The organism is Nonomuraea mesophila (assembly GCF_004352805.1).
In the GTDB taxonomy this organism is placed as follows: domain Bacteria; phylum Actinomycetota; class Actinomycetes; order Streptosporangiales; family Streptosporangiaceae; genus Nonomuraea; species Nonomuraea longispora.
The window spans coordinates 1-13,596 of the sequence record NZ_SMLD01000084.1; the positions used below are offsets into that span (position 1 = coordinate 1).

The 13,596-nt window shown below is 68.7% G+C and carries 12 protein-coding genes; 10 read left to right on the forward strand and 2 right to left on the reverse strand.

Annotated features, from left to right (window positions below; translation table 11 throughout):
- The 8 genes from E1295_RS27560 to E1295_RS27595 all read left to right on the forward strand — a co-directional run.
- A partial coding sequence (locus tag E1295_RS27560; RefSeq protein ID WP_246080413.1) for an alpha-lytic protease prodomain-containing protein occupies window positions 1-1,038 on the forward strand: 1,038 nt, incomplete at its 5' end.
- 147 nt (window positions 1,039-1,185) lie between these two features.
- Complete coding sequence (locus tag E1295_RS27565) at window positions 1,186-1,563, forward strand: VOC family protein (protein WP_132634160.1); 378 nt, start codon at window positions 1,186-1,188, stop codon at window positions 1,561-1,563.
- 16 nt (window positions 1,564-1,579) lie between these two features.
- A complete protein-coding gene (locus E1295_RS27570; protein WP_342775911.1) occupies window positions 1,580-1,960 on the forward strand; it encodes a VOC family protein in 381 nt (126 codons plus the stop codon).
- Between the two features lie 84 nt (window positions 1,961-2,044).
- Window positions 2,045-3,175, forward strand: coding sequence for a retropepsin-like aspartic protease (locus E1295_RS27575; protein ID WP_132634162.1), 1,131 nt, complete (start codon window positions 2,045-2,047; stop codon window positions 3,173-3,175).
- 221 nt (window positions 3,176-3,396) lie between these two features.
- Window positions 3,397-4,002 carry a fasciclin domain-containing protein gene (locus tag E1295_RS27580; protein WP_132634164.1) on the forward strand — a complete coding sequence of 202 codons (606 nt, stop codon included), beginning with the start codon at window positions 3,397-3,399 and terminating at the stop codon, window positions 4,000-4,002.
- 229 nt (window positions 4,003-4,231) lie between these two features.
- Window positions 4,232-4,615, forward strand: coding sequence for a YbaB/EbfC family nucleoid-associated protein (locus E1295_RS27585; RefSeq protein ID WP_132634166.1), 384 nt, complete (start codon window positions 4,232-4,234; stop codon window positions 4,613-4,615).
- Window positions 4,612-4,911, forward strand: coding sequence for a hypothetical protein (locus E1295_RS27590; protein ID WP_132634168.1), 300 nt, complete (start codon window positions 4,612-4,614; stop codon window positions 4,909-4,911). Before E1295_RS27585 ends, E1295_RS27590 begins: the two co-directional genes overlap by 4 nt.
- A gap of 27 nt (window positions 4,912-4,938) precedes the next feature.
- Window positions 4,939-10,854, forward strand: coding sequence for a WXG100-like domain-containing protein (locus E1295_RS27595; RefSeq protein ID WP_132634170.1), 5,916 nt, complete (start codon window positions 4,939-4,941; stop codon window positions 10,852-10,854).
- A 30-nt stretch (window positions 10,855-10,884) separates the two neighbouring features.
- On the opposite strand, the gene E1295_RS27600 is transcribed toward E1295_RS27595, so the two are convergent.
- Entirely contained in the window at window positions 10,885-11,301 is a 417-nt protein-coding gene (locus E1295_RS27600) for a TIGR03668 family PPOX class F420-dependent oxidoreductase (RefSeq protein ID WP_132634172.1), read from the reverse strand.
- A gap of 5 nt (window positions 11,302-11,306) precedes the next feature.
- A complete protein-coding gene (locus tag E1295_RS27605) occupies window positions 11,307-12,242 on the reverse strand; it encodes a GlxA family transcriptional regulator (RefSeq protein WP_132634174.1) in 936 nt (311 codons plus the stop codon).
- Window positions 12,243-12,313: 71 nt separating this feature from the next.
- On the opposite strand from E1295_RS27605, the gene E1295_RS27610 reads away from it, so the two are divergent.
- Window positions 12,314-13,204 (forward strand): Rossmann-fold NAD(P)-binding domain-containing protein, encoded by an 891-nt coding sequence (locus E1295_RS27610; protein WP_166427438.1) that lies wholly within the window; start codon window positions 12,314-12,316, stop codon window positions 13,202-13,204.
- A gap of 54 nt (window positions 13,205-13,258) precedes the next feature.
- A complete protein-coding gene (locus E1295_RS27615) occupies window positions 13,259-13,594 on the forward strand; it encodes a hypothetical protein (RefSeq protein WP_132634176.1) in 336 nt (111 codons plus the stop codon).
- Window positions 13,595-13,596 lie beyond the last annotated feature (2 nt).

Sequence of the window (13,596 nt, forward strand, 5' to 3'; positions counted from 1 at the left end):
CAGTCCGCTCCCCCCTCCGCGCCTCCCCCCGTGATCGACGCTCTCGAACGCGACCTCGGCCTCTCCGAGGAGCAGGTCATGACCCGGCTGGCCAACGAGCAGCGCGCCGCGGCCACCGAGGCCACGCTCAGCGGCAAGCTCGGCGCCGACTCGTTCGGCGGCGCCTGGCTGAACGAGGACGCCTCCAAGCTCATGGTCGCGACCACCGACGCCGCCGAGAGCGCCGCCATCGAGGAGCAGGGCGCACAGCCCGTCGTCGTCAAGCGCACCCTGGCCGAGCTCGAGGGCATCGTCCAGAAGATCGACCAGGCTCCGGAGCCCGCCAGGTCCGGTGCCGCCCTCTGGTACGTGGACGTCACCGCCAACAACGTCTCCGTCCAGGCGTCCACCGTGGAGGCCGCGCAGGCCCTCGCCGATGCCGCCGGCGTGGACAAGGAGGCGGTCAGCGTGTCGGCGACCGCCGAGCAGCCGAAGCCGTTCATCAACATCATCGGCGGCTCGGCCTACTACATCGGCTCCAGCCGGTGCAGCGTCGGCTTCTCCGTCACGCGCGGCAGCACCCCGGGCTTCGTCACCGCCGGCCACTGCGGCCGTGCCGGGTCGAGGACCAGCCAGCCGACCGGCACCTTCCAGGGTTCGTCGTTCCCGGGCAACGACTACGCCTGGGTCGCCGCGCCCGGCAACACCCCGCAGCCGCTGGTGCGCGGCTCCGGCGGCTCGTCCGTGACGGTCCGCGGCTCGTCGCAGGCCTCGGTCGGCTCGTCCATCTGCCGCTCCGGTTCGACCACCGGCTGGCGCTGCGGCACCATCCAGCAGCACAACGCCAGCGTCACCTACCCGCAGGGCACCGTGCGCGGCCTGACCCGCACCAGCGCGTGCGCCGAGCCCGGCGACTCGGGTGGCTCGTTCATCTCGGGCAACCAGGCCCAGGGCGTCACGTCCGGTGGTTCCGGCAACTGCCGGGTCGGCGGCACGACGTACCACCAGCCGGTCAACGAGATCCTGAGCACGTACGGGCTCACGCTCCGTACCGGCTGACCCTTCCATGAACACGCGCAGCGCGCCCGCCGGCCGGGCGCGCTGCGCCTGTTTCTCCGCGGAAAAACTTCCGGCGGCGCCGATGAGTTTCGCGCGGGTGACCGGTCTGTCCTGGTGGAAGGCACATCAACGACACAGGAGCCGGCCATGAGGAGACCCAATCTCGGCAGCATGCTGCTCGCGAGCACCGATCCCGACAAGTTGCGCGACTGGTACGCCGCCGCCCTGGAGCCCGAGGAGAAGTCCGACGTCGGCGTGCTGCGGGTGCTGAAGTACGGCGACTTCCACCTGATGATCGACACGCGGGCGGACATCGCCGACAAGAATCCCGAGCCCGGCAGAGTGATACTGAACTTCGACGTGGCCGACGCCCGCGCCGTGGTCGCCCGGATGGAGAGCCTGGGGGTTTCGTGGCTGGCCGAACTGGAGGACCGCGACGGCAGCCTGTTCGCCACCGCGATCGATCCCGACGGCAACTACGTCCAGCTCATCCAGCTCAGCGAGGCGCACCGCGCGGCAATGTGACAAGGGGGTGGTCAGCATGGCCAGCATGTTCGGCACGACCAAGGCGTACAGCGGTTTCTCCGTGAACGACATCGCGGCAGCCAAGGAGTTCTACGGCGGCACGCTCGGGCTCCGGGTTTCCGAGGAGTACGGACTGCTGACGCTGCACATCGAGGGCAGTAACGGCGTCCTGATCTATCCGAAGGGCGACGCCCACACGCCGGCCTCGTTCACGATTCTCAACTTCCCTGTCGAGGACATCGACAAGGCGGTGGAAGAGCTCGTGGCTCGGGGGGTGCGTTTCGAGCGTTACGAGCACATGCCGACGGACGAGAAGGGGGTCTTCCGCGAAGGGGGCCCGCCGATCGCCTGGTTCAAGGATCCGGCGGGAAACGTCCTGTCGATCCTTCAGGAGTAAGAGTTTTATGCGAGGGCGCCCGATGGGGCGCCCTCGCGGCCGGAAACAGCGGGGAAACACGCCGTCTGGTCCCCTTGTGTGACCATGCTGACCTCTCCTGACGGCCTGTTCCGCGCCGGCCATTTCGCGCGAGCTCGCCGCGGTTACGCGGACGTCCTGCGCACCGACCCGGGTGATGCTCACGCCAACGCGCAGGTCGGCCGCATCGCGCTGCTGTCGAACGCGTTCATCACCGCCGAGAAGTATCTGGCCAGGGCCGTGGAGCTGGCCCCCGGCGATGTCGCGCTCAAGGAGTCGCTGGCGGACTGCTACGTACGCCAGAACAAGTTCGCCCGTGCCGTCCCGGTGCTGAGGGCGGCCGGGAGGGACGCGGTCGCCGAGCAGTACGCCGCCGCCGGCGACACCCCGTTGGCCCTGCGCGGCCCGCGCTGCACCAAGCTGGCCTTCCAGGAGCTGGATCCGCTGCCCGCCGTGGAGGCGTCGGTCGACGGGTCGCCGCCGATGAGGTTCCTGCTGGACACGGTGGCCGAGCCGGTCCTCACCATGGAGGCGGCCGAGCGGGCGCGGCTGCGCGCGGTGGCCTCCACCCGTGCGAGGGACGGCACGGAGACGTATCTCGGCGTCGTGCGGTCGTTCCGGCTGGGAATGGTCGAGGTGCGCAACGTGCCCGTCGTCTGGCGGGACGTCGACCTGCCGGCGGCGGGCACCATCGGGATGATCGTCCTGTCCCGTTTCCTCACCACCTTCGACCACGTCCGCGGGGCCCTTGTCCTGCGCCGCAGGTCCCAGCTGCGGGCGCTCAAGGTGGAGGCGGCGCGCCACGACGCGGAGATTCTGCCGCTGTGGCTGGCCGGCGGGCGTTTCCCGTGCACGGTGGGCAGCGTCAACGGCCATGGACCGCGCCTGGTCTGTCTGTCCACGGGCGAGCCCGGCATCGGGGTGACCACCTCGGAGGAATTGGCCACGCGCTGGGGTTTGAAATTCGGCACGGCCCGGACCGACGGCGGCCCGGACCGTGCGATCGTCGCGGACGAGGTGGCGCTCGGCGGCGCGACGGGCCGGGGGATCCCGGGGATCGTGGGGCCGTTGCTCGACGACCGTCTCGGATTCGACACGATCGCCACCTTCGGCCACGAGTTTCTCAAGCGTTTCGCCCTCACGTTCGACTTCACCGGCATGAGCCTCTACGTCACCGGCCCGCCCGCCCGACCGTGACACAGCAGTGACCAATAGCCCCTTATGAGTTCATAATCCCCTATATGGCAAAAGTATCGTTCTATGCCTTTTGTGCTTTTTGGGGCAAATGCAACTCCGGCATGCTCAATGACCTCCGACACTGGTAGTGGAGACCCGGGTCGCGAACCTGGGCACCTTGACGCCGTGCCAGGCCCGGCCCGGTACGGCGCCACAGAACACGGGGGTACACAGTGAAACGTATGCTTCTCGCGGCGGCCTTGGCGCTGACCGCCTCCACTGCCGGAATGACCGGCGCATCCGCGCTCTCACCAACCCTCTCGTCACCGGCCCCCTCGCCGGATTCGTCACCCGGCACGTCGCCGGACACATCACCAGGGCCGGGCGGCGCCCCGATCGGCCCCGGCTGCTCCGCGCTCGAGAGCAGCCTGCCGAACATCGCCGACCAGACGGCCGGGAGCGCGCTCTCCGAAGTGCCCGACCTGTCCTCGTTGGACGAGGCCGTGCAGGAGGCGGGTCTGACCGACCGGCTGGACCAGGCCGAAGAGATCACGATCTTCGCGCCCGACAACAAGGCGTTCGAGGCCATCCCGCAGGATGCCCGCGACCAGCTCATGGGCGACAACGAGGAACTCACCAGGGTTCTGACCTACCACGTCGTGGAGGGCAAGAAGACGCCCGCCGACCTCGAGGAGGAAGGCACGTTGACGTCGCTGGAGGGCGGCGAGCTCACGGTCAAGGGCTCCGGCGAGGACCTGACGGTCAACGACGCGAAGGTGGTCTGCGGCAACATCCAGACGCAGAACGCCACCATCTACGTCATCGACAAGGTCCTCATGCCCGAGTGACCGCCACCACCGGATCCACGCCCCGGACCGGGCGCGATCGCCAGGCCACCGTCCTCGTGACCGCGCCCCCACCCGGGGCGTTTCCCTGTCCTAGTTAGAGGGGTCACCGTCTCGCCGGCACACCTGCGCTGTGACCGCAGCGTTAACAGCAGGCGAAGGTCGAAGATCACTCATTGCAGCCACAGGAAGGACATGCAAGTCTGGCATTAGACCGGCAGGAGGTGCATTTGTGGCGGATGCGTTCGATGCGGAGATCAGTGCGCTCGCGCAGGAGATCAGTCAGCAGACGACCCGAATTCGCGAAGCATATGACGAGCTTTCCAGCATGAAGTACACGACGTCTTCCCGGGACGGGATGGTGAGCGTGACCGTGGGCCGACACGGTCAGGTGCGCCACATCGAACTCAATCCCCGAGCATATCGCACTCTGTCCCCCTCGCAGCTGGCCGACACGATCATGCAACAGATCAACAAGGCCACCGACGCGGTTTCTGAGCAGAGCAAGCAGTTGCTGCAGCCCTTTCTCCCGGGGGACTTGCCCTACGAGGAGGTCTTCGGGCAACACGCCACACTCGACGCGTTCTTCCCCGGCCCCGTGGAGCCGTCCCCGTGAGCGGCTACTCCGTCGAGTGGGCAGCGCTGCATCGCGAGGCCAGGGTCTATGACGAGCTCGAACGCAACGCGAAGGAAGCACGTGACGACCTCCACGCCGCCTTCGACCGGGACAGGAACACGCTCGGCCACGACATGTACGGCGCCGAACTCGCCAAAAGCATGCCAGAGATCGAACGCGGCATCTTCGATGCCTTGAAGACGTACATCAACGAACTCGATCACGTCGCCTCGGGACTGAACCTCAACGCCCGCACCTATGAGAGGCCCGAGCGGCCCTCCGGCGAACGCAACTGACCGTCCGTGGGCTTCGACGGTTTCGCAGTGCCCGATTTCGCCAAGCCGTACATCGGCTGGGTGGTCGGCATGGACTGGCCGGAGGGGGACGAGACGGGCTGCTTCCGGCTGGCCGACGCCTGCATGATCGCCGCGCACCGGCTCGTCGAGGGCACGGAAGCCGAGCAGCCGGCGAGCAGGACCAAGATCGGTTCTGCCTGGGATGGGGAAGCCCACTTCGCCTTCGCCGCCCATGTCGAGGCGGTGACAGGCGGTCAGGTCGCCGCTGTGGTCAAGCAACTCGTCACCACCGCTGTCGCGCTCAACGGCGTCGGAGTGCAGATCCAGTACGCCAAATACATGATCGAGGTCACCGTTTGGCTGCTGATCGCACAACTGGCTTATCTGCTGGGAGCGGCACTGGCCAGCGGCGGGGCGAGTCTGGCGCTCATCCCGCCGCGTGTACGGCTCGCACGGATGACGGTCGCACAGATCGCCAGACAGTGCCTACGCAACATGGCGCTGTTCGCGGGGATCGTGGCCGGCATGGACCTGGGCGTCCAGATCCTGCAGATCGCACAGGGCCGCAGGGATGGCATCGACGTCCAGCAGTTGGCGATCTCGGCGGTGAGCGGGGGCGCCATGGGCGGGCTCATGGGATTGCTCTCCGGCGGGCTGAGCCGGCTGTCCACGCCGGCCCTGCGAGCCGGGCTGACCAGGGCCGAGATGTCCACGGCCGAGAAACTGCTGGCGGCGGCCAGTTCGTCGTTGTACGGACAGGCCGGCCAGTTCGCCCTGACCGGCGGCATCACGACCGCGGGCACCCTGTTGGCCCAAGGGCACTTCAGCTGGGACATGCTGGCCAAGGGCATCACGTCCAGCGCGCTGGGCGCCGACGGGCAATACATGGCCGCGGCAGCGCTACGCGGTCCGGACGGCTCGCCCTCCCCTCCTCCGGCCTCTCCGTCCGGAGGCCCTCCGCCGTCCGGACATTCCCCGTCCGGCCCGGACCGCGGGCCGGCAGCGCCCGCGCCGCGCGCGCCCGAGACCGGCAGTGAACCGAGCCTGGCCGTGGCGGCTAACCACAATGAGCGGACCACCACGAACGCGTCGGCCGGGGCTGATTTGCAGGCCGTATGGAAGAGCCCTGACATGCTGCCCCAGCAGAAAGAGGTCTCCGGGTCCCGTCCGGCGGCCGGCCCAGAGACTCCTCAGCCGGTGGTGAACGCCCCTTCGTCGGCCCTGCCCGACGGTTCACCGGTGTCGAAGAACACGTCCGCACGGCACGCGGGTGACGAGTCGGCCCGGCCGGACGGCCCGGCGGTCTGGAAGGACCAACCCGAGATACATCCACGTCCCAAGATCCATCCGCCGCGCTCCGTCGAGATCGGCGCCTTGGGCGAAACGGCCGTGCACGACGTCAAGGTCCCGGCGGACCCGAAGGCGGCGGCCCAGGTTCTTGCCGACGGCATCTCGGGTGTCACCAAGCGGGAACGAGCCGCGATCAGCGACTGGCTCACGCAGGCGCTTTCCGGCAGCAACCGTGACACATGGACAGACCACCTCCAAAGGGGCGTGACGCTCGACGTCAAAGACAAAGTGATCTATCTCAAGCTGACGCCGAACGAGTTGACCCACGTGGAACACCCGAGCCTGCCGCCCGAAAAGCCGGTCGCGTTCGGCGGGGACGGTGTTGAGGGCAAGTCCTCACAGGCCTCTTCGCTGGAGCGGACCGGAGGGCTGGTTCGCGCGCTGAACCACTCGTCGGACGAGGCCGAGGCGAGCGCCCTGCCTCGTACAGGCATCAGCAGCACGTTGCGCACGACGCACACGAACGGCATCGAAATCATCAGCGGCCACAAACCCATTTCCGCGAACCACCGCTACTTTGTCGCGGACATCTCCCTGAACGTCTACCGCAACGGTGAGAAGGTCACAGAAACGGCGGCGGTCCCCGAGTTGTCCGTGACGCTCCCCTTTCCCGAGCAGTTCACCCGCGAAGGGCCGCTCCTGGCCGCCGATCACCCACCGGCGCTGCCTCGCCACGAGGTCCCGGCGGGAGCCGAGCACAAATTCCGTTCTCACGGGATCGCCATCACCGGGATGGACTGCACTCCTCTGGTGCTGGAGGTGCAGCGCCGGGCGTTGTCGCAGGGTGTGCCCGCGAGCGAGGTGGTCAGGATCACCGAGCACCTCACGTCCACCGTGCTCAGCGAACAAGGGATGAAGAACCGCAGCCAGTCGTTGTTGTCGAGCGGGGTCTCCTCAGAGGCGTTCCGGCACAAAAGCTCCGCGCTGCGGTCGGCGGAGGACTCCATCGAGGTCACCAGCCGGATTTCGCGGATCGAGCCCGTTGACGGAAGCGAGCGGCCACCGATCGAGACGATGTTCCGAGACGACATGGGGCGGCGCGACAGCGAAGGGACGTCACATCGGCAGGGCGCGAGCGTCAACGTTCACGCAGGCGGGAAGATCGGCCTCGGTTTGGGCGACAGGGCGGAGATCATCGGACGGGCCATCGGCGGGTTCGGCTTCGGATCGGACCATGTGACGACCGCTCACCGAGCACACGGCAACCACACCGTCCTGACCAGGACAGGTGACGTCACCATGTACGACGCCCAGATGCTGGTGCGGGTCGAGACCGAGAAACTGGGCACGTTCGAGGTGGAGGTGAAGGCCGAGCTGACCATACCGGCTCGCGACGCGCCCCGGATGGAGCAGGACATCTTCGGCCACGATCTTCGGCCGCAAGGGGAATTCAACGACATCCGGCAGAAACTCGCCGATCTCCACCGGGAGATCGACGACGTACGGGCGGAGTTCGTCCGCAGTGAACCGTTCGGTGAACGTCCGGCCGGGGGCGAGCATCCGAACCGTGGCTACGACCCGCACGTGCTGGAGCCGGAGACGCTCGGGGCCGGGCGGGGGACAGGCCTGGGCAGCGGCATCCGCGTCCACTCTGAGGCACTCCTCAGCACGGAGATCCGCCAGGCCGTCGATCGGGCGGTGCCCGACCTTCCCCGGGCGATCAGGCGGCAACTCATGCGCGACATCGAGAGCCGCTTCGGGGGTGTGGCCCTGGAAGCCGACCTGACCCACGCCCTGCACGGGATCAGGTATGACAAGACGATCGGCGGCTGCACCTTCGAGATCCTGGCCGAGGGCACGCTCGGCCGGCGCCACGAGGTCGGCTCGACCGACATGACGGTGAACGAACGCAGGATCACGTCAGGGACCGACACCAGCCAGCGGGAGACCTCTGCGGGAGGCCGTGCGGAGGTGCGCGGTGTCGCGCGCGTCGAGGTGAACGAAGGATTCAAGATCGACGCGGCGAACCTGTCCCTGACCGGGAGCGGCACGAAGGCGGAGACCGTCGGCGTCTCCGCCGGCCACACGAGATACGACCGCACGGAGACCAGCGAGGGCTTCACCATCACGCGGGACCTCTCCTTCAACGTCAGGATGCGGCTCTCGAGAGACGGCACAGAGGTGACGAACACGTCGTGGGAGGTACACGGCAGCAAGGCGGAGATCCTCGTACCGAACACTCATGTGCCGAAGTCTCCGGTGCTCGCGCAGGACGTCGCGCGTCTGGGCCGCATCGAGTCGTCAGTCGAGCCACCCGCCGATGTGTTGGCTCACGACGACCGGCTGCACGCCACCGTCCGCCTGGGTGCCATGCCTGATCTGCCCCAGACGGTGGCCAAGGTCTACGCCGACTGGGCAGGGCTGCCGGTGCCCGGGGAGCGTCTTGACGTGCCGCCGGTGTTCGAAACGGCCACCGACGTGATCAAACTGGAAACCATGATCACATCCCACTCCGACGGCCTGCACTACACGGTGTCCGACCGAGGGGAATGGCGTCACGATGTGCATGTGAAGGCCGACGTGGCCGGGTTGCGTCACGTCAAGTCGGAAACCGGGGTGGAGCACGAGATCTACTCCAACAGCAACTCGCGGATGGCGGACAGCGAGCGCAGCAGGCAGACCCTGGGCGGACACGCCAGGGCCGGTGCCCGCGTCACCTTCGGCCGCGACGGTGAACACGGCGGCGAGACGTCAGGTCACACGAGAGGCAACGAGGAAAGCGGAGGAACCGAGCGAAAGATCGTGGCACGAGCGGGGATGCACGCCACCGCGAAGCGGATGACCCTGGAAAGCTCCTACGTGGGCGGCAGCAACGTCGCCCGGGTCACCTACTCGGACCAGAGCACCTCGCACTGGTATCGAGGAGACCTCGTCCTGGAACTCACGCCGACCAGAAGCAACGGGGAAACGGTCGAACGTGGCCCGACCACGTACGTCCGCGTGGAAGAGATCACGGACGTCGTCCTTCCCGACGAGGTGGCGCGCCGTCACGGATTGGCAGGCCCGGAAGCCGCTGAACCCGCCCAGCAGGCAGGGGCCACAACCCGCGCCTATTCCGCGCCCGAGGCGGCGATGAGCGCGGCCTCCGTTCAGCATCTCGACGCGCGGGCCGTACTGCCGAAGATCCTGGAGACGCTCCGCGGCGAACACCTGCTCCTCCCTGGCCAGGAGCTCACGAACCACCCGGTGGCCGAGCATTTGCGCGGCCACTACGGCCAGCACGCGCTCGCCACGAAATTGGGGGAACTCCGCGGAAACGGGGTGTCCTCCTGGATGTTCGCCACGGATGTCCACGGCCGGGTCACCGAACGCGTGGGCATCCGGGTCACGGCCGAGATCGGTGACGGAGTACACGTCGGTGAGCGTCCTGACACCGGTCTCATGCTCCGCAGTGAGCGCCTCAGCGGCGACCTGACCCTGCGCGAGGCCGGGTCCGACCACGGCGCGGAGGCACTCGCGCGCTACACCAGGTCCTCGGACGACCGTCTCGAGGGAGCGGAAGCGGCGTACGCCAATCACCGCGACTCCCACACCATGGACGCTCACGGAACGAATATGAAAGACATCAACCGTTACCAGACGCGCGAGGCCCCACACGAGTTCAAGCACCCGGTCACGTACGAGATCACGATCGAGCGCGCCCACGTCCGCCCGGTCCTGGAACCCATGCAGGGCGTGGCCAGAAACATGCTGCTCAAGGTGGGTGAGGTAACCGGACACGACGGAGCCGTGACGCTCTTCGACAAACGTGTCGGGGTCACGTCGACATCCAGGGCGGTCGCAGACGGCGATCTCGGCCTGCTCGTGCCGGGGCATCTCACCACGGAGGTTCCGCACGGCACCAGGGTTACGGCGGGTACACCGGTCTTCGCCGCGAACCCACGATGGGCGGAGCCCGCAGGACCCAACGCGATGGCCACCACACTCGGGAACGGGGTGCCCAAGGGGGCCGTCAGCCAGGTCGCCTTCCCCGCCGCCACAGTGGTGGAACAGTGGGCGCCGGTGGCCGCGGTGCCTCCGAGGCTCCGGGAGGAGGTGCCCTCGCTGGACAACCGACCCAGCGGATTCGAGCTGTCTCACCCGGCCGGCATCTCCCTCGCCGAGGCCGCCAAGGAAAGAACCATGCGAGCCCATGTGGAGCAGTTGCTCGCGCACGGCTATGAAGTCCCAGGCGTCGGCAAGGTGGGGATCGACGTCAACAGGGCCCACGAGATCACGAACGCGCTCGTCAAGCAGCGTGTCTACGCGCAGACCATGAGCACCACCGGGCACGGGCAGGGGCAGGGCCGGGGCCATGCCGCCCGGGGAGGCGGATCCGCCGGATCGAGCGGCGAAGGAAACCTCGGCTACGGCGGCATCGGCGGCAGCACGAAGACCGGGGACGAAGCCGCATCGCGGAACGCCAACATCATCGAACGTAACTTTCTGGAGGAGCAGCACGAGAACACGTATCTGGAACTGGACATCTCCGTCGTGCTCTACGGCAAGGGCAAGCCGCTGGTGATAGACGTCGACAAGGGCCTCTATCTCAGGCTCACGCCGGAAGGCCTCGCCGAGTTCGACGCCGCGCATCCCGGCGCGATCGCGCGCTGACCTCGGGATGGACATGAGGAATGTGCCGCGCTAGTCCGCGAACGCCCAACCCGACCATCGGCTCACGTCCACCAGGATCATCGGCCCTTGTGGCCGCCGTTCGCGATACTGGGCGTACTTCCCGACGAGGTCGTCCAGCGCCCGCTCCCGCTCCGGCCCGCCGGACACGACGCGGGCCCGGCCGTCGGCCCGCACCCACCACAGCCGCGCCCAGTCCTCGTCGTCGTAACGATCGGCCAGGAGGCAGACGGAGGGGTTCTCCTCGATGTTGCGCAGCCGCCGCAGGCGGGTGGTCGACTTCGGCTTGTGGTCGACGGCGATCACGACGTCGTCCCCCGACACGGCGAACGTGACGGGCACCAGATGGGGCACGCCACGGCCGTCCGCCGTGCCGAGACGGGCGACCCGCTCGCCGGCGAACAGGTCACGGGCCCGCTCGCGGTCCATGCCGGTTACGTGCCCGTGGGCAGCCGGGTGAAGCCCGCCCGGTAGGCCGTCGGGGTGAGCCCGACCAGGTTGACCATGTGCTTGCGGAGGGAGTCGGCGCTGCCCAGCCCGCTGCGGGCGGCCACCTGGTCCATGGGCAGCCGGGTGGTCTCCAGCAGCTCCCTGGCGCGGTCGATGCGCCGGATCAGCAGCCATTGGAGCGGGCTCATCCCGGTCTCGGCGTGGAAGCGCCTGGTCAGGGTCCGCACGCTCATGCTCGCGTGCGCGGCCAGGTCGGCCAGGCTCAGCGGGCGGTCGAGGTGCTCAAGGGCCCAGGCCCGGGTGGCGGCGAGGGAGGTGCCGCGCTCGGGGGGCAGCGGGGTCTCGATGTACTGGGACTGGCCGCCGGGCCTTACGGGAGAGACGACCGCGAGCCGCGCGGCCGTGTTGGCGACCGCCGCGCCGTAGTCGAGCCTCACCAGGTGCAGGCACAGGTCGATGGCGGCCGCGGCGCCCGCCGAGGTGTAGATGCCGCCGTCCTCCACGAAGAGCCGGTCGGGCTGGACCTCGACCTCCGGGAAACGGTCGGCGAGGTCCCCGGCCAGGCCCCAGTGGGTGGTGGCGCGGCGCCCGTCCAGCAGACCGGCCTGGGCCAGGACGAACGCACCCGTGCACAGGGAGGCGATGCGCGCGCCGCCGTCCGCGGCCTGGCGCAGCGCGTCGAGCGTCTGCGGAGGAGCCGGCTCGCCGCCGCTGCCCACGGCGATCACCGTGTCGGCCCCCTCCACCTCGTCGAGTCCGTACGGCACCACGATGTCCGGGCCTCCGACGGTCGGCATCGGGCCGGGACGTGCCGTACAGATGCGTACGTCATAGTGCGGAACGCTGTTGAACACCATGAGCGGGATCGAGACGTCGAAGCTCAGCACAGGGGACACGACGACCGCGGCGAGGCGATGCATGGCCAGATCCTCCGGATAGACGGCGCTCCGGCCACTATGTCACGAGGGCGCAGGTCGGCATCGTGGTCGCCATGACCTTTCATGTGATCGTGGGTCGCGGGGCCACCGCGACGAGGACCGCCCTTCACCTGGCCGGCGACGGCGAGCGCGTACGGATGATCAGCCGTAGCGGCGCAGGACCCGAGCACCCGCTGGTCGAGCGGGTCGCCGCGGACGCCACCGACACCGACCGCCTCACCCGGCTGACGGAAGGGGCGCACACCCTGTTCACCACCGCCGCGCCGGCGTACCACACGTGGCCGGAGCAGTTCCCGGTCATGTCGGCGTCCCTGCTGACCGCGGTCGAGCGTTCCGGAGCCGCGTACGTCATGCTCGGCAACCTCTACGGCTACGGGCCGGTGGACCGGCCGGTCGAACCGGACTTCCCGCTGGCCGCCACCGGGCCCAAGGGCCGGGCCAGGGCCCGGGTGTGGGAGGAGGCCGCCGCCTCGGGAGTGAGGGTGACCGAGGTGCGGGCCGCACAGTTCTACGGCGCGGGCGCCTTCTCCGTGTTCAGCCTCATGGTGCAGCGCCAGGTTCTCGAAAGCCGGCTCGCCCTCGTGCCGCAGGAACTCGACGTGCCGCACAGCTACTCGGCGATCGGCGACACCGCGCGCACGCTGGTCGCCGCGAGCCGCGACGAGCGGGCGTACGGGCGGGCGTGGCACGCGCCCACCTCGACCCTGTCGGCCCGCGACCTGGCCCGCCGGCTCGCCCGGCTCGCCGGTGCGCCGGAGCCACGCATGGAACAGCTGACCGAACGCGACCTGACCCTGCTCGCGTTGGACAACCCGTTCTGGGGGGAGATGCACGAAGTGCTGACCAAGCCTGGCCATCCGTTCGTCGTCGACTACTCCGACACCGAGAAGATCCTCGGGGTGGGCGCCACACCGGTCGACGACGTGCTGCGCGAGGTGATCTGACGGCCGCCGTACTAGTCTGATCGTGCAACGACCCGGACGAGGGCGGGGGCGAAGATGAGCGAGGGCGATCCGCACATCCACGTCGACCGGCAGGTGCTGCAGGCCGGGGCCGACTTCCGCAACGTGCTCGCCTCCACGCTGGGCCGCACGCCCGACGCGCCGGCCACCGTCACCACCGGCTGCGGCATCCAGGCGCCCTACGCGATGACCTCGCCCCATCCCGAGAGCGTCACGTGTCTCGCCTGCCGGGAACACGCCCAGCGGGAGCTCCTACGCTTCGCCGACCTGGTGGACCGCATGGGCGGGATGCCGGGCTCGCCCTTCACCGGCGACCAGGCCACCCAGGCCGTACGGTGGGCCCGCGACCGCGCGCGGAAGTTCGCCGGCTGACC

Bases quoted from the DNA above. Each gene is read 5' to 3' on its own strand.
- E1295_RS27565 (WP_132634160.1), top strand. From the start codon at position 1,186: ATGAGGAGACCCAATCTCGGCAGCATGCTGCTCGCGAGCACCGATCCC.
- E1295_RS27570 (WP_342775911.1), top strand. From the start codon at position 1,580: ATGGCCAGCATGTTCGGCACGACCAAGGCGTACAGCGGTTTCTCCGTG.
- E1295_RS27575 (WP_132634162.1), top strand. From the start codon at position 2,045: ATGCTGACCTCTCCTGACGGCCTGTTCCGCGCCGGCCATTTCGCGCGA.
- E1295_RS27580 (WP_132634164.1), top strand. From the start codon at position 3,397: ATGCTTCTCGCGGCGGCCTTGGCGCTGACCGCCTCCACTGCCGGAATG.
- E1295_RS27600 (WP_132634172.1), bottom strand. From the start codon at position 11,301: ATGGACCGCGAGCGGGCCCGTGACCTGTTCGCCGGCGAGCGGGTCGCC.
- E1295_RS27605 (WP_132634174.1), bottom strand. From the start codon at position 12,242: ATGCATCGCCTCGCCGCGGTCGTCGTGTCCCCTGTGCTGAGCTTCGAC.
- E1295_RS27610 (WP_166427438.1), top strand. From the start codon at position 12,314: ATGACCTTTCATGTGATCGTGGGTCGCGGGGCCACCGCGACGAGGACC.
- E1295_RS27615 (WP_132634176.1), top strand. From the start codon at position 13,259: ATGAGCGAGGGCGATCCGCACATCCACGTCGACCGGCAGGTGCTGCAG.